Origin of the sequence: Methylocystis sp. SC2 (genome assembly GCF_000304315.1) — a bacterium.
GTDB lineage: Bacteria > Pseudomonadota > Alphaproteobacteria > Rhizobiales > Beijerinckiaceae > Methylocystis.
On record NC_018485.1, the window covers coordinates 917,223 to 935,879 of the forward strand.

Here is an 18,657-nt window from a genome sequence, read left to right on the forward strand (position 1 = left end):
TCTCATCGAACCGGCGTGTTGCTCAGCACACCCATACCCAGTTGCCGACGGAATCGCTCCACTGCCAGCACACGCCGGGGTTAAGAGGCCGCCAGGGCGTGCTATAGTCCCTCTTCTGATAACGCCAGAGCCCGCCATAGGACTGGACGTTGCCATCGCTCGGGTAAGATCGCTGCGCTTGAGCCATCGGAGCGAAAGTAAAAGACGCCCCGATTATCAATAGCACGAGCTTGCGCATTTTTTCCTCCAGATTGTTTGGCTGTTAGCCAGTTCAACTGGGTCAGGCGCAAGTTCATTCAACCCGCCGGCGAATGCTGACGTAGTCAAGCGTATCCGACGCAGGTTATTGTTTCATCCTAGGCTTGCGCGGCCGAGGCGATCGCAAAGCTTAGTGTTTTGCAAAACGCTCTATGGCGTCGATAAACGCCTCCGGCGACGCGGCGATGCGTCGAACGATATGAATCGGCAGTTGGACGAGCATCCGAACGGTCGAGACGGTGACGATGACTTTCGACGCGGAAACGAGACGCTGCATTGGGCTCTCCATGCTTGGTCTGCGCGGCGCTGATCTGCGGGGAGACATTCAGCGGCGCCGACGCGCGACCCTGGGTATTGCGAGCACACACTTAAGCATGCCCGCGTTTCGGCCGAATTGCCGTAATGTTGCCGGTTGTTTCGGGCCTAGGGCGATTTTGGGCGACGCGCCGCCCCGCTTCGGCTATTTGCCGAGCATATCCCTCCGTAACCGGCCCGCGACGATATCGACGGCCGCCGCGACCGCCGGCGACATCGGCGCGCCGGCGTCGAAGGTCCCGCCTTCGATCGCATAAACGACGCAGCGCGGGGGCAATGCGCCCAGCGCGCGGGCGAGTTCCAGAGCTTCGGCGAGGCCGAAGCCATGCGTCGACGCGCCAAAGGCCGCTCGCGGAAGCGGGCTCGCGCCGACGTCGAAGCGGCGGATGTCGCCAGGCTCCGCCCCGGAGACGCAGGCGTCGACGATGTAGGCGGCGTCCGCGCCCTCGAGCCGCGCCAATATGCGCGTCGCCTCGCCCTCCTCCTCGATGATTTCGACGTCGGCCGCCGACGCTCTCAGCGCGCGCGCGACCGCGCGGCCCGCCGCATCGTCGCCGCGATCAGGATTGCCGATACAGAGCACAAGGATGCGCGGTCCTTCGCGCGCGCTATCCGCCCCGGTCGACATCGAGCCGCAGAAAATGCGTCGCGCAGGAAATGCAGGGGTCGTGATTGCGAATGGTCTGTTCGCATCGATGGCGCAGAGCATCGTCCGGCAGATCGAGCCACGCGGTCGCGAAAATCTTCAGATCCTCTTCGATGCTCGGCTGGTTCTGCGACGTCGGGGGGACGATGCGCGCGTCCGCGATCTTTCCATCGGCATTGAGGCCGTAGCGATGATACAGCATGCCGCGCGGCGCCTCGGTCGCCGCAAAGCCGGTTCCCGCGCGCGGCTCGAGATCGACCGCTGGCCGCGCCGGCTCTTCGTAGTCGTCGATGATCCGCAGCGCCTCGTCGCAGGCGTAGAGAACTTCGACGGCGCGAACGATAATGCTGCGGAAGGGATTGGCGCAGACCGGTCCAAGGCCGGCTTCGCGCGCCGCCTCACGCGCGATCGGCGAGAGCGACGCGGCGTTCAGCGCGTAGCGCGCCAAGGGCCCGGTGAGATAGGCGCCGCGCGCCTTGATATGCGCGTGCAGCGCGGTCGAATGTTCGACGTGGCTCTCCTCGAAATGTTCGTCATATTCAGCGGCGGCGATGTCGAGCCCGCGGCTCGAGACGATGCGGCCCTGGTTGAAGGGATATTCGCCGTCGCCGCGCAAGGCGACGAATTCATAGTCGCGCTCAACATCGGGAAAATCAAAACCAGCCGTCCAGCGCACGGTCGCGAGCGCCTCGTCCCGCGCACGCTTCAACTGTTCGGCGAGCGGCTGAAGTTCGCGCCGGCGCGGCGCACGATAAAAGCCGCCGACGCGGACATTGATCGGATGAATCTCGCGGCCGCCGAGCAGCGCGATGATAGCATTGCCTGCCTTTTTGAGATCGAGGGCCCGGCGAACGATATCGGCGTGGTCGCGCGCCATCTCGATGGCGCCCGCGTAACCGAGGAAGTCCGGCGCGTGCAGCATGTAGACATGGAGCGTGTGGCTCTCGATCCACTCGCCGCAATAGAGGAGTCGTCGCAGGTCGCGTAAGGGTCCGTCGACGACGACGCCGAGCGCGTCCTCCATCGCGTGAATCGCGCTCATCTGATAGGCGACCGGACATATGCCGCAGATGCGCGCGGTGATGTCCGGCGCTTCCGTGTACATGCGATCGCGGAGGAGAGCTTCGAAGAAGCGCGGCGGTTCGAAAATATTGAGCTCGGCCGACTGCACGACGCCGTCGCGCGCGACGACCTTGAGCGCGCCCTCGCCCTCAACTCGGGCAAGCTGATCGACTTTGATCGTCTTAACGATCATGACGCTCGCTTTCCTTACGGAAGGCGTCGGCGTTGGCGTTGAAAGTACGATAGACGCGCTTCAGCGCATCCTCATCCATGCCGAGTTTGCTTAACCATGCCGACAGCGACGGCGTATTGGGCGTTTCCATCGGGCCATAGCAGCCATAGCAGCCGCGATTGTAGGAGGGACAGAGCGCGCCGCAGCCCGCATGAGTGACGGGTCCCAGACACGGCGTACCGTGACCGACCATGACGCAGAGATTGCCGGCGATCTTGCACTCGACGCAGACGCTATGCGGCGGCGTTTGCGGCTTGCGCCCGGCGAGGAACGCAGAAATCGTTTCGACGAGCTGCCGCGTGCTGATCGGACAGCCGCGTAGTTCGAAGTCAACCTTCACGTGATCGGCGATGGCGGTCGACGTCGCCAGCGTTTGGATATAGTCCGGCCGCGCATAGACGATCGCCGCATAGTCGCGCACGTCGGCGAAATTGCGCAGCGCCTGAACGCCGCCTGCCGTGGCGCAGGCGCCAATCGTTATTAGGAACCGCGACTGTTTGCGGACCTCCTGGATGCGCGCGGCGTCATGCGCCGTCGTCACCGAGCCTTCGACGAGCGAAAGATCATATGGACCTTCAACCGACGCGCTCGTCGCCTCGAGAAAGTGCGCGATCTCGATTTCGCCGGCGATCTCCAGCAATTCATCCTCGCAATCGAGCAGGCTGAGCTGGCAGCCGTCACATGAGGCGAATTTCCAGACGGCGAGTCTTGGTCGAATACGCGCCACGTCACAGCTCCCGATAGGCGAGAAGATCGCGCACGCGATCGTAGCGATGCACCGGCCCGTCCTTGCAGATGAACAGCGGACCGAATTGACAGTGACCGCAATGGCCGATGGCGCATTTCATATTGCGCTCCATCGAAATGAAGATCCGCGAGTCCGCGACGCCCGCGTCTTCGAGCGCGAGCGCTGTCGCCCGGATCATCACTTCCGGACCGCAGATCATGGCGATGGCGTCCGCCGGTTCGTAGCGAAGCTTGGACAGCAGAGGCGTCACATAGCCGACGTCGCCGGTCCAATCCGGTCCGGCGCGCTCCACAGCGACGCGCAGCTGGAAGTCTGGCGTCTTCCGCCATTCTTCGAGTTCGTCGCGAAAAATCAGGTCCTCCGGCGTGCGCGCGCCATAGAGCACGCCCACCCGCCCGTAAGCGGCGCGATGGCGCAGCAGCCAGTAGATCGCCGGCCGAAGCGGCGCGAGGCCAATGCCGCCGCCAATCAGCAGGACGTCGAAGCCCTTCGCTTCCTCGACCGGCCAGCCGACGCCGAAGGGGCCGCGCAAGCCCACCTGATCGCCGGCCTTAAGCTTGCCAAGCGCTGCGCTCACCGGGCCGACGGCGCGGATCGTGTGCGTGAGCCGCTCCGGCGCCTGCGAGTCCCCGCTGATGCTGATCGGTATCTCGCCGACGCCGAATGCGTAAAGCATATTGAACTGCCCCGGCGCGAAGGGCGTGGCGCGCTCGGGGAGGAGGTCGAAGGTGAACACGTCCGCCGACTCGCGGGTGAAGCGCGTCACCGGCGTCATGCTCGGCGCCATCGGATAAGATAGCGGCGCGCAGGCTTTAAGCATTGGCGGCATCATACATCCCGAGCGCCTGCATGCGCGCCGACTGCAGACGTTTGACGAGCGGCGGAATGAACCGCTTCATCATTTCATAGCCGACGCGCGGATCCGCCTCGCATTTGCCGCGCAGACACTTCCCGTCGAAAGCGATGGCGCGCGTCAGTTCGATGGCGCGCGCGTCGAAAGACGAACGATAGGGCGGAATGAGCCAGTCGGCGCCGAGGATTTCGCCGCTCTTGACGGTGAGAAAGGTGAAAGCCCCCCGGCCCGGGACGAAAGTCTCCAGCGCCACGGCGCCATGCCGCACGAGATAAAAGGAATCCGCCGCGGCGCCCTCGCGATGCAGATAATCGCCCGGCTGCAAGACGACGTTTGTGGCGCATCCGGCGACCAGCGCCAGCGTCTCTTCATCGAGCCCCTCAGCGAAGGGATGATGGCGCAGCAGATCGGCGATATTCTTCATGGCCAGTCCCCAGCGGACGTGTCACAGCCGCGAATGGCGCGCACTTCCTCGGTGATGTCGATGCCCACCGGGCACCAGGTGATGCAGCGCCCGCACCCCACGCAGCCCGACGAGCCGAACTGGTCGATCCAGGTCGCGAGCTTGTGAGTCATCCACTGTCGGTAGCGCGATTTCGCGCTGGCGCGCACGCTGCCGCCATGAATGTAGGAAAAATCCATTGTGAAGCAGGAATCCCACCGGCGCCAGCGTTCGGCGCGCGCGCCGGAAAGATCGGAGGCGTCTTCCACCGACGTGCAGAAGCAGGTCGGACAAACCAAGGTGCAATTCGTGCAGCTCAGACAGCGCGTCGCCACCTCGTCCCAGCGCGGATGTTCGAGATTGCTCATCAGCAGTTCGTTGAGATCGTCCGAACGCATTTCGCGGCCCATTGAGGATGCGGCGCGTTCGACCACGGCGTCGCCAGCTTCAATCTCGCGGCTCGACGCAAGCCGATGCGGAATCTGCGCGAGGAGCGCGCGCCCCTCGTCGCTGCCGGTCTCGACGAGAAAGATGTGCTCGGTTCCCTCGAAAAGCTCGGTCAGGGCGAGGTCGAACCCGTGCTCGACGCGCGGCCCCGCATGCATCGACACGCAGAAGCAGGTGCCTCCCGCCTTGCCGCAATTGACGGCGACGATCAGCGCGCGCGCGCGCAGCGCTTGGTAGTGCGGGTCGACGTAGAGATCGCCGACGAGGACCCGGTCTTGAATGTCGATCGCGCGAATTTCGCAGGCGCGCACGCCGATAAAGGCGAGACGATCGGCCGGGAGCGCTTCGGGCGTAACGCTTGCGTTCTCGCCAGCGCGTTCGGCCGTCCACAGCCGCAGCTTCGGCGCATGCAGATATTTCTTCCACGACTGCGGCCCGACGGAATATCCAAAGAGCGCATCGTCATCGCGTCTGGCCAATTTGTAGCGGCCGCCGTCCTGCTCATCCGTCAACCCGCGGGGCAGATCGTCGACGGATTCGATATCGTCGTAAACGATCGCCTCATTGTGCACGGTGGGGCCGATGGCGCGATAGCCGCCGGCCCGGATCGCCCGCAGCAAGGCCTGCAGCCCCTCGACCGTGATGGTCGCCGCCGCTTCGTCAGCTTTGGCCATGAGCGCTCCTATCCCGGTTTCCTGCCCGCCGACATCAAATCGAACCACGCGGAATGTTTCGTCAAGTTTAGCCTTTGCCGGCGCCCTTGTGACGCGAGGATGACGTTCGGCCGCCGTCCCGCATCACGCGCTTATCGTCTTCCCCCGTGACGACAACCGCCTCGCGCGATCCTGAAGCCCGAGTTTACCAGCAGCCGGACGAGCCGGCGCAATTCCCATCTCGCCGGTTGCTCGGTTCCCGTGCACGAACTATCTTGACCTTCTAATTCGGCCAACAGGCGCGGAGGACAAGGTGAACTTGCCGCCGCAGCATCATTCGCGCCGGAACCAGTGAGGATTGCTCATGTCCAATAGCTCCGACCCGGCCGAACCGAAGTTGCCCGACGCCTCGCCGCAGCACGAAAGCTGGACGACGACGTTGGAGCACGGCATCGAAGAGATCCGGACCCAGTCCCCGGGCGTTCTTTTTCTCGACGTCATCAAAATCGACCTGCCCTACATCGTGATGCTGTCGACGGCCGTGCTCGGCATCGGAATCGTCACCTTTACGGGACGGCCGGTCGCCTTGTACTGGGAGTTCCTGACGCCGGTCTATTGCGCGATCTGCATTTATATCGGCTGGCGTCATGCGGAAACGACGCATGAACGCACGCGGCTCGTTTGGACCCAAATACTGCACTGGGCGGCGTTTCTCTTCGGCATGTGGCTGATCTATTCGCCGCCGCTGCGCCAGCTGATCGACGTAAACGCCGCGGGCCTCAACCTGATGGTGCTGCTGGCCGTCGCCACCTTCGTGGCGGGCGTTCACGCGGCTGCGTGGCAGATCTGCGTCGTCGGCATTATTCTCGGACTCTTCGTGCCGGCGGTGGCGATCATCCAGCGCTCATCGCTGTTCATTATCGTTTCCCTTCTCGGCATAGGCTTCATCGCCGCCAGCATCTACATCACGCTGCACTCCCATCGCCGAAAAGCTCGCGAGGCGGAGGAGACCGTTTAGAGCAGGCTCCGCAAAAAGCTGGCCGGCTTTTTCGATGAGAGCCTGCTCCAACGTTGGATGTTGAGCGATTCCTTCGATCACATGTTTCATGTGATCGGAAGCGGGCCAAAGGGCGCGCGCCGAAGAGCTCTTCGGCGCGCAGCCCGATCAGGCGGAGGTCGGCTGCGCCGCCAGCGCGGCGCGGATGGCGTCGTCCTTGGATTTATCGAAGGACGTCCGCAGCACCACGCCGCCGACTCCTTTCAGTCCCTCGAGAACCTTGTCGGTCGTCATCTTGCGCACGAGCAGGAACAAGGCGGCGCCGCCGGGCGGAACCGCGGCCGCCACGTCCTTCATGAATTTGTCGTCGATGCCGAAGTCGGTCAGCGCGCCCGACACGGCGCCGGCGCCGGCGCCGATCGCAGCGCCTGCAAGCGGCATCATGAAGATCAATCCGATCAGAGCGCCCCAAAAAGCGCCGGAGACTCCGCCAAGGGCGGTAGTGCTGAACAGCTGATTGAGCTTTATCGCGCCATCGGCGTTCTTGACGGCGACGACCGCGTCGCCGAGCTCGATCAAATATTCCTTTTGCATGGTGAAGAGCTTCTGCCGAACTTCTTCGGCCTTTTCTTCCGACGGAAATGCAATCACGAGAAGATCATTCATTGGCCTCTCCTGTTCGGCGCGCGGGTCTCGCGCGCCGCCATTGACGATCTAGTTCAGTGAAAGAGGCAAGACAATGCGCCGATGAGCGGCTGAGGCTGAGTGAAGGGACCGAACGACGGGCGGGCGGTCGGCCGCCGTCATCGCCTCCTCGGCGACGCCGGCGGGCCAGACTTCCATCAAATCATCACTTCTCGCGATGGCGCGACGGCGCGGCTTCGCTGCGGGCGCGCAGCGGGACACGATGCGGCGCGGCATACAGGAAACAGAGCGGCGACAGCGCCGCGGCCAGCAGCAGCATGACGACATCCATAGGAGTTTCTCCCGTTTTTGTGGCGCCGCCCGCCGCGAAGCGGGCGGCGACGTCTCGGATTACTCGGTCAGGAGGGCGACGCCTTCCTTGCCGATCAGACGCTGAATGTTGATCAGCAGCTGAAGCACGACGCCGAACACGCCGAGCGCCATCCAGCCGAAGAACACGAAGCCCCAATGCAGCGGCGCGACGAACAGTTCTTCCATGAACCAGAACGTGTGGCCCCACTCATTCAGGCCGACGTTCGGGATGATCATGAACGGGCCGATCGCCACGATCAGATAGGCCACCGAATAGCCCTTGGCGAAATACGGAAGACGCGTCTTCGCATAGAAGAAGCCGCCGACCGCGATCACCGAGTAGATCGGGTAGCTCATGTAGAACTCGATGATGTGCGACGGCGTGAAGTCCGTGTCGCGAATCACCGTCATGTGCCAGGTGCCGTCCTGCTCCGTGAAGAACGACGCGCCCCAGTAAATGGCCGCGGCGTAAACCACCAGCCACTGCACTTCGACAACCAGGCGGCGCATTTCTTCGCGCGCCGTCAGAGTCGAGAAGTCGCGCGTGCGCGTCTTCCAAAGAAAGCCCGCAAGGCCAATGCCCGAGATCAGCTCAAGCGGAATCTCGGTCCAAAGGATCGACATCCAATAGGTCTGGAACTCCGGCGCAAACGAGTCCAGGCCGGCGCGCCAGCCATAAATCTGCTCGTAAATGCGAACGACCAGATAGAACCCGTTCAGAACGGCCAGGCCGATCCACATGCCCTTCAGGTCAACTACAGCTTCCGTGCCAGCAGCAGCCCGGGCTGCTGTGTCAGTCGTTGAGCTCATTAAGTCTCCTCCATGGAATTTGACTCGAAGAGACGCTCTTCGAGGCTGACGCATCTTGCTTGTTCTGGCGCCCCGCAGACAGTGACTTTGTCGCCAAATACGGCGCAGAATCCGCCACGCGGAGGGGTTCGAAACCGCGCTTCCGGCCTTCGCGAGTCGCAAAAAAAAGCCCGGCGCTGACGCCGGGCTTCCTATTCGATCGCCACAGTCTAGACCGGCTGGGGCTCCAGGCCGCCGACATCGGGCTCCGGCTTCTGCCCCGTCGTCGGCACCGCCGAGCCGCGCGGCGGCTGCGTCGGCGACGATTCCTCGCGCACCGGCCGCTTGCCGACGAGCAGGCCCTTCATCTCGTCGCCGGACAGCGTCTCGAATTCGAGAAGCGCATTGGCGAGCGTGTCGAGCTGGCTGCGCTTTTCCGACAGGATGCGCATCGCCTCGTCATAGGCTTCCTGCACCAATCGACGCACCTCAGCGTCGATCGTCTGCTGCGTCGCCTCGGAAATCGTCTGCTGACGTCCGAGGGAATAGCCGAGGAACTGCTCCTGCTCGGGATTGGCGTAGGCGACCGTGCCGAGCTTGTCCGAGAAGCCGAGCTGGGTGACCATCGCACGCGCCACACGGGTGCATTGCTGGATGTCCGAAGCCGCGCCCGACGTCACCTTGTCGTGGCCAAAGATCATTTCCTCGGCGACGCGGCCGCCCATGGCGATGGCGAGCATCGCGGTCAGCTGCTCGTAAGTCTGCGAGATCTGATCGCGCTCGGGCAGGCCCTGCACCATCCCGAGCGCTCTGCCGCGCGGAATGATCGTCGCCTTGTGGATCGGCATGGCGCCGGGAACCGAGAGCTGCACCAGCGCATGGCCGCCTTCGTGATAGGCGGTGAGCTTCTTCTCCTCATCCGTCATCACCAGCGTGCGACGCTCGGCGCCCATCATGATCTTGTCGCGGGCGTCCTCGAACTCCTGGTTCGTGACGATCCGCTTCGAGCGCCGCGCCGCGAGCAGCGCCGCCTCATTGACGAGATTCATCAAATCGGCGCCGGAGAACCCAGGCGTGCCGCGCGCCACGACCTTCAGATCGACGTCCGGTGCCAGAGGCACCTTGCGGGCGTGGACCTTCAGAATCTTCTCGCGGCCGATGAAGTCCGGGTTCGGCACCTGGATCTGCCGGTCGAAACGGCCGGGGCGCATCAGCGCCGGGTCGAGCACGTCCGGACGGTTCGTCGCGGCGATCAGGATGATGCCCTCATTCGCTTCGAAGCCGTCCATCTCGACGAGCAGCTGGTTCAAGGTCTGCTCGCGCTCGTCATTGCCGCCGCCAAGGCCGGCGCCGCGATGGCGGCCGACCGCGTCGATTTCGTCGACGAAGATGATGCAGGGCGCGTTCTTCTTCGCCTGTTCGAACATGTCGCGCACGCGCGACGCGCCGACGCCGACGAACATTTCGACGAAGTCGGAGCCCGAGATCGAGAAGAAGGGCACGCCCGCTTCGCCGGCGATGGCGCGGGCGAGCAAGGTTTTACCCGTGCCGGGCGGTCCAACGAGCAGCACGCCGCGCGGAATGCGCCCGCCGAGCCGCTGGAACTTCTGCGGATCGCGCAGGAATTCGACGATCTCCTGCAGATCCTCTTTCGCTTCGTCAACGCCGGCGACGTCCTCAAAGGTGACGCGGCCTTGCGTCTCGGTCAAAAGCTTCGCCTTTGACTTGCCAAACCCCATCGCGCGGCCGCCTGCCCCGCCCTGCATCTGCCGCGCCATGTAAATCCAGACGGCGATGAAGAGCAGCAGCGGCAGCCCGTTGACGAGAAGAGTCGAGAGCCAACCCGGACTGTCGTTCGCGGGCTTGGCGCTGATCTGCACCTTCTTCGATTCAAGCTTCTGCACGAGGCCCGGATCGCTCGGCGCATAGGTCGTGAAGGAACGATTGTCGTTAAAGTGGCCGGAAATCTCGTTGCCGGACATCGTCACGTCATGGACGCGGCCTTCGTCGATCTGCACCAGCAGCTCGCTGAAGGTGATTTCGCGAGCCGGCGTGCGGGTCTGCTGATGCTGGAAGAGCCCGAAAAGCAAGGCGCCGACTGCGACGAACAGAACCCAAGGCAAATATTTCTTCCAATTCGCCTTCATTTTTCACCTCCATGACGAGAGCCGCGGCGGGCCGGGCGTCGTCGTCACTATGTATGCATCCCCCGCCGTCGCCAAAGATGCCGCGACGAGCGCAGGATGAGATTAGAAGTAATCTAGGTCAGGATGGCGCAATCGCCAAACAGGCGTCATAATTCGCCAAAGGTTGGGGCGGATGCATAAGATCGTCATCGCCGGCCTAAATGAATGCCTAGGCTCGGCTTTCTCGGGATTGACGGATGTTTTGACGCTCGCGCGGCGCGCCGTCGTTCGCGCCGCCGCGCCCGCTGAAAACGCCGAGGATCCCTTCTATGTCGTCGCGGCGAGCGCGGATGGCGAGTCGATCCGCGACCGCGCGGGGGCGAGTTTCCCTGTCGCCGCGTCCTTCGAGGCCATCGCGAGCTGCGACGCGATCATCGTGCCGAGTTTCTGGCCCGACGAGGACGGAAAGCCGCCGGACATGTCGCGCTTTGGCGTGGCGGCCGCCTGGCTACGCCGCCACCATGCGCGCGGCGCGCTGATCGCAGGCTGTGGATCTGGCGCTTTTCTTCTCGGCGAGGCGGGCCTCCTCGACGGCCGCCGCTGCACGACGAGCTGGCGGCATCATGAGGAGTTGAAGCAGCGATACGCCCGAATCGACGCCGCCTGGGGCGCGCGGCTGATCGAGGACCGTCGCGTGGTCACCGCCGCCGGCCCCCTGTCGTGGATCGACGTCGCTCTGCATGTCGTTCGTGCGCTTTGCGGGGTTGAAGCGGCGCGGGTCGCCGCGGAGTTCACCCTGGGCGAGGCTGCGCCCGTCAAAGGCGCGCAGCATGGCCCGACCGTCTATAACGCAGCGACGCGAAACGAAGGCGCCAGCGGCTTTCTGGCTGACGCCGAGCGAATCATCCGGCAGTCCGATTCGGCGATGAGCGCTCAGGAGCTCGCGCGGGCTCTTTCGACATCCGAGCGGACGCTGCATCGCAGGCTCAAACTGGCCTCCGGAGAGTCGCCCAAGACGTTCATCGATCGGATACGGGTCGAGACCGCGCGCATGTTGCTGGAAACCAGCGCCAAGCCCGTCAAGGAGCTCGCCTCCAGCGCCGGCTTCGCCGACGAGGCGCGTTTTCGGCGCGCGTTCCGGCGTTTCGCCGGCATGGCGCCGAGCGCCTATCGGGTGTGGGCGCGCGCCAGAAGCCAGAATAAAGGCCAGCTTTTCGCCTTGCGCAAGGACGCGGAAATCATTCCGAAAATGCTGACGACCATCTTCGACGCCTGCGTCAATGGGGTCACGCTGGCCGACCCCGACCTCGAAGATTCGCCGATCATCTACGCCAATCGGCCGTTTATGCGAATCACCGGCTACGAGCTCGACGAGATTATCGGACGCAACTGCCGCTTTCTGCAGGGCGAAGACCGCGACCAAGAAGGCAGACTGCGGCTGCGCGAAGCGCTCCGCAATCGAGAACAGATCGAAGTCACGCTGCGCAATTATCGCAAGGACGGCGCGCTCTTTCACAACAAGCTCAACATCACGCCCCTTTTCGACGCCGACGGCCGCCTCCTGTATTTCCTCGGCGTGCAATATGACGTCAGCGCTCATGTGCAGGCCGAATTGGAAATCGGCGACCTTAAAGCGAAGCTTATGTCACTGACGGATTAATCGTCATTGCGGCGCAAAGACGCTGAAGCCTGGCCGACTAGTCTTTGTTTAAAGCCGCACTACCGGCCGCAAGCTGAATCTGCGCCGCGCGCTATTGAGCGGCGCTGCAGGTGCAGCGCAACAGCTTTTCCCACTTGGCTTATTTCGGAGTCGGTGCGCTAATTTGTCGCGTCTGCCTCAGATGCGGCTCTTCGTTTCCTCGATGGGCAGCGAGCCACAGGACAAAACGCCATGAACGCGATCTCAGCGATTCTCTCGATTTTCGCCGCCGCCGCCGCCATCACGCTTGCGATCACCGCATTCGTGAACGCCTGACCGTCGTTCGCCAAATCTAAGAAGCGTCGCTCGCCGCCCGCCGGCGAGCCGCCAACGCCTCCATTTGCATTCCCTCTTGGATCGCTCGCCGGCGAGAGATTGTTTTGCTCATGACCGGCGGCATCCCCTTTGGCGCAGCCTTTCCAAATCGGCAAGATTGATCGGCGGCGCCGTGGCGTCGCCCGCGAGACTTTTGAACGGCGCGTTCATCGCGGCGCCGACTTCATAAAGCACCGCAAACATGTCGGCGCCGTCGATGCGCATCGACGCTAATGTTTCGCCGGCGCAGCCGCGATGCGACAGCAGCCGATGCGTCGACCTGTCAAAAACGCCGATCATATGCGTCAGAGCGGCGGTTTCGGCGATCGCATTGAGCGCGACGCCGAGTTGACCGATCGTGCGATCGATCGCGGCCTCCGTCGCGCGCGCATCTCCGACGGCGTGGAGCGTCAAACGACTCGCTTCCCAAATCAGCGGGCTTTCGACGCGCAAGCCATCCGGCAAGTCCCCCGCGAAAGCGGCGTTCAACATCGTGACGCCGGCGGTCGGCAGCAATCTCAGCGCTCCCGCGACGCAATCCATTTCGTCGAGCGCAAGAACGTAGAGCGGATCCAGAGAATCAAAATAATCGACGACCGCCAGCCGATGGAAGGCGCCGTACGGCTGTATGGCTGCGCGAGCGGCGGCGAGACGCAGGCGATACATCTCATCCATGAGTCGGGGAAAGAGCGCGCGCGATTCGCCAGGCAGCAGCGCGATCATCGCTCCCGCCGATTGATTGAGGGACGGTCAGCGGGAGTGGATTCGATCACGGAATGAAGCCGTTCGACGCCGAGCGAATGAGCCCTATCCGGCGGGCCTCCTCGACGGCCTTGTCGACCGAGGCGGCGTGAAGCCGGGCGCGCGCCGTTTCGAGCCAGAAGCGCACGGCGGTTGGAGCGGCGCCGAGCGCCACCCCGATCTCACGATCGCTGGTTCCCTGGGCCTTAAGGCGCAGGCAAGCGAGCTCCCGATCCGACAATCGCATGTCGACGCGAGGTTCGACTGCAAGGGCGCCTCGCACGCTGGCGTGAAAGATCGCGCTCATAACCATGAGTCGGCGAATCAGCGCGCGGCGCCGCGGCGGCGGGGATGAAGCGTCCTCGGCGCAGCAGACGCTGAACAGCCCATATTCGCCGCTTCGGCCGCGCAGGGGAATCGAGACGCCGTCGGCGCCGAGGTCGAACTCCAGCACTTCGCCCAGGAGCTTTTCAACCACCGGATCATCGCGATCCAGCAGGCGCCAATCGACGGGCGTTATCCCCCCGAAACCCGCGCGTATGACGGGCTCGAGGTCGACACGGCGCGACTGGGCATAGGATTTTCGCCATGAGGCGGCGTGAATGGCGGACAGCAGCGGTCGGTCGACGCGGCGGGTCGGCAAGTTGAAGGCGACATATCCGACATGAGAGACGCCCGTCGCCCGCAAGACTTCATCAAGGAGATTGTAGCGAGCAGTCCGCCGATCGGCGCGCGCGAGCCGATCGATAAGATCGAAAACATCTTCGCGATACACGCTGAACGCCTATCGTGCCGAAATCCATAAGCAATTTGATACACAGTCGCTGGCGGGCAGGCAATCCGTCGCGCGACGACATGTTTTGAAAAAGCCGCCGTTGCCGCCGACAAAAAAAAGCCCGGCCGATTGGCCGGGCTCTTTCATGATTGATCGTTCAGGCTCGATCAGTATTTCGCAACAATCGGGGGAGCGCCCCAGTTGAAGTGATAGTTCACGCCAGCGCGGACGATGTTGCCGTTGAAGCGGGTCTGCGACTGCGAAACCACCCCGGAGATCAGCCTGTTCGGAAGGAAGGTGTTGCCGAAGGTCGCCAAGAGGCCCGAGGAGTAGCTGACATTGCCGAGATCGTAATAGAGATATTCGACCTTGGCGGACCAGTTCGGCATGAACATCCACTCCAAGCCGGCGCCCGCCGTCCAGCCGACGCGCGTGTCGGAGAAGGCTCCGGACGAGAAAGCGGCGCTCGTGATGCAGTTCGCCGGGAACTGAGCGCAGTCATTGTTGAACTGCGCGATGCCGGTCGACACGGAGACGCCGCCATAGGCGAGACCGCCGGTGCCGTAAACAAGCATGGTCGGAGTGAAGAGCCAGCCGAGCCGGCCGCGAACCGTTCCGATATAGTCGAGACGCTTCGAGGTCGTGATCGCCGTGGTCAGGATTTCATTGGCGCCGAAGAACGGAAATGCGCCGGCCGCGGTAACCGCAGTCTTGTTGCTGTTGCTGCCGGCGACGCCCTGGATGTCAGCCTCGACGCCCGCGACGAGGCGGCCGCCCCAGAACTGCCAGTTATAGCCAATCTGGCCGCCGCCGATGAATCCGCTGATGTTGCCCTGCGAAACGCCCGACGCGCCGAGCGCGGAAAATCTGGCGAAACGGAGCCCGGCGTTTCCGGGGAAGGAGGAAATCGGGGCTGACGAGGTCCAGATGTTGTTGCTGTTGCCCCACGTGCCGCCCGCATTCAGGCCGACGTAAAAGCCGCTCCACAGCGGCGGCGGCGGCGGGGGAGGCGGAGGCGGAGCCTTGTAGCTGGGAAGATCGGCCGCCAAAGCCGAGCCCGTCAGCGCGACCATAAGAGCGGCGACGGAAAGAGCCTTTTTCATCTGTGTCCTCGTTGCTTGAGGCGGAAAATCTTCGCCCGATTGCCTTGTTGAAACCTTCAGCGATTGCTCGCCATGCCCTGCACTCAATCAGTCGAGGCCGCGCACAGTCAATCCAAAAGCCCCGGATATTGCAGGCGCTCGGTCGGAATTCCGGCTGGTGTGGCGCCGGCGCCACAACGGCGCATGGGTCGAAGCCATAACGACCGCGGGCGTCGCCCTGCGTTGAACGTGATCGGAGACGACGGCTCGCCGAGCGGCCCTGCTTCGAAAGGGCCGCTAGCTGTTGGAGGCCGCCAAGCGCGCGATCGCGCTGCGGCGCCAGCCCTCCTTCGAGCCCTCCGTCAGCCAATCCTCCAGCATCCGCACAGCGACCAGATCGAGCGGCCCCACGGGGCGAATTCCGCCCCACTCAAGCCGCTGCGCGGGCGCAAGCGACCCCAGCACGCGCGAACAGCTCCTGCCGAAATGGCGCAGAGGCAAAAGCAGAAGCTCGAATTCCGCCGCATTCCGGTCCGACGCGGTCCGAGCTTGCGCGATAAGCGGCGTTTCGGCGTCGACGACTCGGCGAATCGCCTCAGCCACCGCCTCCTGCCGCTGCGCGCTCCACCATTCCGGGAAGAGGCGTCCTTTCTGCTCGCACTGCCAGAGAGCGTTAACCCGAGCGCCGCAGAGACGGAGCGGAAGTCGGCGTTCCGGGTCCACTTCGATGATGAAGATGTCGGGCAGAATATGGCGAATCGCGAGGGGATCGATCTCCGCTCGATCCGGCGCCGTCCGTTCTCCCTTCAATCGTCCCCAATAGTCGTAAAGATCCCTGGTGACCGGCAATTTCATTCAAACCCGCCCGACGCTCGCGCGCCCCCGCCCAGGAATGGGACGCTCTCCTCTTGCATTCCGACTTTTTCCGGAGGGAGCAGCCATCGTGCCATCGAAGCGGCGATCGCCAAACTGGCGGAGCCGATCAACGGCCAGGATTCAGCGCCAACGGAAAGACGAGCGAAAGCAACGGGCTGAACTTGTCGGAACCGACCTCGGACGACCCGCTCGCCGCCCACAATCAGTCCTCGCTCTCGCCGCGAGGCGCCCCAAATCGGGACGCTGGCCGACGTCGGTCGCGCTAGATAGCATCGAGGCTGCGCGGGCCCTCGCCCAGCAAAACGGACAGGAGCGAATGTGCCCGCAAGTCGAGAACGAATTTTCAATCTCCCGACAGTGACGAAGACGATCATCGTCGCGCTCACGGCGACGCAGCTCGTCGTCGCTTATGGCCCTTTGGAGTTCTCAAACTGGCTGCTGACGACGTTCGCCTTCATCCCGGCGCGGGTGACGCTTGAAGGCGGCGCCGAATACGCCACCATGCTGACCTACTTTTTCTTGCACGGCGACTGGACGCATCTCATCGTGAATGCGTTGGCGCTTGCAGCATTCGGCACGCCGGTCGAACGTCGATTCGGTTCGGCGCGCTACCTCCTGTTTCTCGGCGCAAGCGCCTTCGCAGGCGCGTTGTTGTTTCTTGCGCTGCACCCTTACGAAATCGCCCCTGTCGTAGGCGCATCAGGCGCAATCTCAGGAACAATGGGGGCAATTGTGCGTTTCGCATTTACGCCAGGAGCGCGGCTGGCGGACAACAGGCGCAGCCCCCAGGCGCCATATGACGAGGGATCGCATTCCACTTCGCTGTCGCAACTGGCTTTGAACCGACAGGCGATGTTTTTCCTTGTCGCATGGCTAGCGGTGAATGTGCTTCTTGGCGCCTTTCCGCAGGCGGTCGGCGTGTCAAACGCAATCGCCTGGGAAGCGCATGTCGGAGGGTTTGTGTTCGGCCTGCTCTTTTTCAGCTTCTTCGATCGCGCGGGTCGGCATGCCCTTTAGTTCGCAGTAACGCCCTTCGACTGGCGCGGGAGGCCGTCGAGAGCGAAAAGGAGGGCCAGATGACGATCTCGAACATACTCGCGGAGAAAGGACGAGAGGTGGTGACGGCGAGCGCCGATACGACGCTGCAGGAGGCGGCTCAGCTGATGATGCGTTATCGAATCGGCGCGCTCGTCATTCTGGACGACGGCGGCCGACTGGCTGGACTGATCGCCGAGCGCGATATCGTTTCGGCGGTGGCGCTGGACGGTCCGGAGGCGCTGACGCAGCGCATCTCAGCGTATATGCAGCCCAGTCCTCAGCCCGCGAGAGAAGACGACGCCGTCGAAAATACGATGCGCGTGATGACCATCGAACGGCGCCGGCATATTCCCGTGGTCCGGGAAACGCGCCTCGTGGGCCTCGTGTCGATCGGCGACGTCGTCAAATACCGCATTCGCGTCATAGAGGAAGAGCACCGATCGATGCGCGAATACATCGCCCAAGCCTAAGAACCGGACAGGGCCGACAGCGGGATGTGAGCGAAAATGTTCGGCAGCGCGCGCTTCGTCGCCTCGCGGCCCACATGGATGAGTTGCTCCGCCTTGTGAAAGTCGAACATGCCGACCTCCTCCAAGCGCGCCGTGATCGTCGCGTCGGGCGGGTCGCCGGCCAACCGCGAACGCAGGATTCGATCCTGGATGATGTTGAACGCGTCGATCATCGCAGTGGCGACGTTCGGCGCGTCGCCCGGCTGGCGGTCGAAATAGCGGGGCAGGAACCGGTCGACGAAGGACGCGTCGGCCTTCTCCCCGAACGGCCCAGCCTCCGCGGCGCGATGCAGCGCGGCGGGATCGTCGCGGATCACCCGCGCGCGATACATCGTGTCGGCCGTGACGTTCACGGCGATGACATATTCCGCGCCGAGCGCGCGGCAGACGGTGACCGGCACGGGATTGACCAGCGCGCCGTCAAAGAGCCAGCGATCGCCGATGCGCACCGGCTCGAAAACGCCCGGCAGCGCATAGGATGCGCGGATGGCGAGCGACAGGGAGCCATGCTGCAGCCACACCTCATGGCCCGTGCCGACCTGAGTCGCCACCGCCGCGAAAGGTATCGGCAGATCTTCGATCTCGACGCCTTCGAGCTCCTTCTCCAGAGCGGACCGCAGCCGTTCGCCGGTGATGAGGCTCGCGCCCGAAAATGAGAGATCCATCAGTGTGAAGACGCGCCGCTTGGTCAGGGAGCGGGCAAAGGCTTCGATCTGATCAAGCTTGCCGGCGGCGTAGCATCCGGCGACGACGGCGCCGATCGAAGTGCCTGCGATCACATCAGGCTTGATGTCATGGGCGGCGAGTTCGCGCAGCACGCCGATATGCGACCAGCCGCGCGCCGCGCCTGCGCCGAGCGCCAGTCCGATCGTCGGCTGACCGCGTCTTTGCCGTTTGGCCTCGGTGTCCGCCTTGCGTACGAGGGTCGTCGGAGGGGCTTGTGGTTCGTCCGTCATCGCGCTGGCCGCATCGGCGTCGAGAAGTTGGGGGTTGCGTGAGCGTAGCGATAACATGCGGGCCTTCCTGCGCCGCTGTCGCCGTCGTGGTTAGCGGCACAA

General features: G+C 63.6%; 20 protein-coding genes. 4 read left to right on the forward strand and 16 right to left on the reverse strand.

The window, feature by feature from the left end; genetic code table 11:
* Window positions 1-388: 388 nt before the first annotated feature.
* The 7 genes from BN69_RS19555 to BN69_RS04315 form a co-directional block, all read right to left on the reverse strand.
* Window positions 389-535 carry a hypothetical protein gene (locus tag BN69_RS19555; protein WP_173370388.1) on the reverse strand — a complete coding sequence of 49 codons (147 nt, stop codon included), beginning with the start codon at window positions 533-535 and terminating at the stop codon, window positions 389-391.
* Window positions 536-718: 183 nt separating this feature from the next.
* The gene (locus BN69_RS04290) at window positions 719-1,201 is read right to left on the reverse strand and encodes a hydrogenase maturation protease (RefSeq protein ID WP_014890329.1); all 483 of its coding nucleotides are present in this window, start codon (window positions 1,199-1,201) and stop codon (window positions 719-721) included.
* A complete protein-coding gene (locus BN69_RS04295) occupies window positions 1,182-2,474 on the reverse strand; it encodes a Ni/Fe hydrogenase subunit alpha (protein ID WP_014890330.1) in 1,293 nt (430 codons plus the stop codon). Before BN69_RS04295 ends, BN69_RS04290 begins: the two co-directional genes overlap by 20 nt.
* A complete protein-coding gene (locus BN69_RS04300) occupies window positions 2,464-3,240 on the reverse strand; it encodes an NADH-quinone oxidoreductase subunit B family protein (RefSeq protein WP_014890331.1) in 777 nt (258 codons plus the stop codon). Before BN69_RS04300 ends, BN69_RS04295 begins: the two co-directional genes overlap by 11 nt.
* 1 nt (window position 3,241) lies before the next feature.
* On the reverse strand, window positions 3,242-4,081 hold the full coding sequence (locus tag BN69_RS04305; RefSeq protein WP_014890332.1) for an FAD/NAD(P)-binding protein: 840 nt from the start codon (window positions 4,079-4,081) through the stop codon (window positions 3,242-3,244).
* On the reverse strand, window positions 4,074-4,538 hold the full coding sequence (locus BN69_RS04310) for a cyclic nucleotide-binding domain-containing protein (RefSeq protein ID WP_014890333.1): 465 nt from the start codon (window positions 4,536-4,538) through the stop codon (window positions 4,074-4,076). The genes BN69_RS04305 and BN69_RS04310 overlap by 8 nt, the downstream gene beginning before the upstream one ends.
* Window positions 4,535-5,677, reverse strand: a complete 1,143-nt coding sequence (locus tag BN69_RS04315; RefSeq protein ID WP_014890334.1) for a 4Fe-4S dicluster domain-containing protein — start codon at window positions 5,675-5,677, stop codon at window positions 4,535-4,537. Before BN69_RS04315 ends, BN69_RS04310 begins: the two co-directional genes overlap by 4 nt.
* Before the next feature lie 343 nt (window positions 5,678-6,020).
* On the opposite strand from BN69_RS04315, the gene BN69_RS04320 reads away from it, so the two are divergent.
* Entirely contained in the window at window positions 6,021-6,674 is a 654-nt protein-coding gene (locus BN69_RS04320) for a hypothetical protein (protein WP_014890335.1), read from the forward strand.
* A 147-nt stretch (window positions 6,675-6,821) separates the two neighbouring features.
* Here BN69_RS04320 and BN69_RS04325 read toward each other — a convergent pair whose 3' ends face one another.
* The 4 genes from BN69_RS04325 to ftsH form a co-directional block, all read right to left on the reverse strand.
* The gene (locus BN69_RS04325; RefSeq protein WP_014890336.1) at window positions 6,822-7,319 is read right to left on the reverse strand and encodes a DUF1269 domain-containing protein; all 498 of its coding nucleotides are present in this window, start codon (window positions 7,317-7,319) and stop codon (window positions 6,822-6,824) included.
* Between the two features lie 184 nt (window positions 7,320-7,503).
* Window positions 7,504-7,629 carry a hypothetical protein gene (locus BN69_RS19945; RefSeq protein ID WP_256364806.1) on the reverse strand — a complete coding sequence of 42 codons (126 nt, stop codon included), beginning with the start codon at window positions 7,627-7,629 and terminating at the stop codon, window positions 7,504-7,506.
* Window positions 7,630-7,688: 59 nt separating this feature from the next.
* Complete coding sequence (gene amoC / locus BN69_RS04330; RefSeq protein ID WP_014890337.1) at window positions 7,689-8,459, reverse strand: bacterial ammonia monooxygenase, subunit AmoC; 771 nt, start codon at window positions 8,457-8,459, stop codon at window positions 7,689-7,691.
* Window positions 8,460-8,668: 209 nt separating this feature from the next.
* Entirely contained in the window at window positions 8,669-10,585 is a 1,917-nt protein-coding gene (gene ftsH, locus BN69_RS04335) for an ATP-dependent zinc metalloprotease FtsH (RefSeq protein ID WP_014890338.1), read from the reverse strand.
* A 172-nt stretch (window positions 10,586-10,757) separates the two neighbouring features.
* On the opposite strand from ftsH, the gene BN69_RS04340 reads away from it, so the two are divergent.
* Window positions 10,758-12,224: a GlxA family transcriptional regulator gene (locus BN69_RS04340; protein ID WP_014890339.1), complete on the forward strand. Its 1,467-nt coding sequence runs from the start codon at window positions 10,758-10,760 to the stop codon at window positions 12,222-12,224.
* Window positions 12,225-12,647: 423 nt separating this feature from the next.
* On the opposite strand, the gene BN69_RS04345 is transcribed toward BN69_RS04340, so the two are convergent.
* The 4 genes from BN69_RS04345 to BN69_RS04360 form a co-directional block, all read right to left on the reverse strand.
* Complete coding sequence (locus BN69_RS04345) at window positions 12,648-13,301, reverse strand: acyl-homoserine-lactone synthase (RefSeq protein ID WP_014890340.1); 654 nt, start codon at window positions 13,299-13,301, stop codon at window positions 12,648-12,650.
* Between the two features lie 46 nt (window positions 13,302-13,347).
* Window positions 13,348-14,094, reverse strand: a complete 747-nt coding sequence (locus BN69_RS04350) for an autoinducer binding domain-containing protein (protein ID WP_014890341.1) — start codon at window positions 14,092-14,094, stop codon at window positions 13,348-13,350.
* A gap of 167 nt (window positions 14,095-14,261) precedes the next feature.
* Window positions 14,262-15,197 carry an outer membrane protein gene (locus BN69_RS04355; protein ID WP_014890342.1) on the reverse strand — a complete coding sequence of 312 codons (936 nt, stop codon included), beginning with the start codon at window positions 15,195-15,197 and terminating at the stop codon, window positions 14,262-14,264.
* A 276-nt stretch (window positions 15,198-15,473) separates the two neighbouring features.
* Complete coding sequence (locus tag BN69_RS04360) at window positions 15,474-16,031, reverse strand: PAS domain-containing protein (RefSeq protein WP_014890343.1); 558 nt, start codon at window positions 16,029-16,031, stop codon at window positions 15,474-15,476.
* A gap of 339 nt (window positions 16,032-16,370) precedes the next feature.
* Between BN69_RS04360 and BN69_RS04365 the strand changes: the two genes are divergently transcribed.
* Both BN69_RS04365 and BN69_RS04370 read left to right on the forward strand, forming a co-directional pair.
* On the forward strand, window positions 16,371-17,069 hold the full coding sequence (locus BN69_RS04365; RefSeq protein WP_014890345.1) for a rhomboid family intramembrane serine protease: 699 nt from the start codon (window positions 16,371-16,373) through the stop codon (window positions 17,067-17,069).
* 59 nt (window positions 17,070-17,128) lie between these two features.
* Window positions 17,129-17,560, forward strand: a complete 432-nt coding sequence (locus BN69_RS04370) for a CBS domain-containing protein (RefSeq protein WP_014890346.1) — start codon at window positions 17,129-17,131, stop codon at window positions 17,558-17,560.
* Here BN69_RS04370 and BN69_RS04375 read toward each other — a convergent pair.
* Complete coding sequence (locus tag BN69_RS04375) at window positions 17,557-18,612, reverse strand: patatin-like phospholipase family protein (protein ID WP_014890347.1); 1,056 nt, start codon at window positions 18,610-18,612, stop codon at window positions 17,557-17,559. The genes BN69_RS04370 and BN69_RS04375 overlap by 4 nt on opposite strands.
* Between the last annotated feature and the right edge of the window lie 45 nt (window positions 18,613-18,657).

What these genes read in the sequence shown, in the direction of transcription:
- BN69_RS19555 (WP_173370388.1), bottom strand. Translation starts at nt 535, where the DNA reads ATGCAGCGTCTCGTTTCCGCGTCGAAAGTCATCGTCACCGTCTCGACC.
- BN69_RS04290 (WP_014890329.1), bottom strand. Translation starts at nt 1,201, where the DNA reads ATGTCGACCGGGGCGGATAGCGCGCGCGAAGGACCGCGCATCCTTGTG.
- BN69_RS04295 (WP_014890330.1), bottom strand. Translation starts at nt 2,474, where the DNA reads ATGATCGTTAAGACGATCAAAGTCGATCAGCTTGCCCGAGTTGAGGGC.
- BN69_RS04305 (WP_014890332.1), bottom strand. Translation starts at nt 4,081, where the DNA reads ATGCTTAAAGCCTGCGCGCCGCTATCTTATCCGATGGCGCCGAGCATG.
- BN69_RS04310 (WP_014890333.1), bottom strand. Translation starts at nt 4,538, where the DNA reads ATGAAGAATATCGCCGATCTGCTGCGCCATCATCCCTTCGCTGAGGGG.
- BN69_RS04315 (WP_014890334.1), bottom strand. Translation starts at nt 5,677, where the DNA reads ATGGCCAAAGCTGACGAAGCGGCGGCGACCATCACGGTCGAGGGGCTG.
- BN69_RS04320 (WP_014890335.1), top strand. Translation starts at nt 6,021, where the DNA reads ATGTCCAATAGCTCCGACCCGGCCGAACCGAAGTTGCCCGACGCCTCG.
- BN69_RS04325 (WP_014890336.1), bottom strand. Translation starts at nt 7,319, where the DNA reads ATGAATGATCTTCTCGTGATTGCATTTCCGTCGGAAGAAAAGGCCGAA.
- BN69_RS19945 (WP_256364806.1), bottom strand. Translation starts at nt 7,629, where the DNA reads ATGGATGTCGTCATGCTGCTGCTGGCCGCGGCGCTGTCGCCGCTCTGT.
- amoC (WP_014890337.1), bottom strand. Translation starts at nt 8,459, where the DNA reads ATGAGCTCAACGACTGACACAGCAGCCCGGGCTGCTGCTGGCACGGAA.
- ftsH (WP_014890338.1), bottom strand. Translation starts at nt 10,585, where the DNA reads ATGAAGGCGAATTGGAAGAAATATTTGCCTTGGGTTCTGTTCGTCGCA.
- BN69_RS04340 (WP_014890339.1), top strand. Translation starts at nt 10,758, where the DNA reads ATGCATAAGATCGTCATCGCCGGCCTAAATGAATGCCTAGGCTCGGCT.
- BN69_RS04345 (WP_014890340.1), bottom strand. Translation starts at nt 13,301, where the DNA reads ATGATCGCGCTGCTGCCTGGCGAATCGCGCGCGCTCTTTCCCCGACTC.
- BN69_RS04355 (WP_014890342.1), bottom strand. Translation starts at nt 15,197, where the DNA reads ATGAAAAAGGCTCTTTCCGTCGCCGCTCTTATGGTCGCGCTGACGGGC.
- BN69_RS04360 (WP_014890343.1), bottom strand. Translation starts at nt 16,031, where the DNA reads ATGAAATTGCCGGTCACCAGGGATCTTTACGACTATTGGGGACGATTG.
- BN69_RS04370 (WP_014890346.1), top strand. Translation starts at nt 17,129, where the DNA reads ATGACGATCTCGAACATACTCGCGGAGAAAGGACGAGAGGTGGTGACG.
- BN69_RS04375 (WP_014890347.1), bottom strand. Translation starts at nt 18,612, where the DNA reads ATGTTATCGCTACGCTCACGCAACCCCCAACTTCTCGACGCCGATGCG.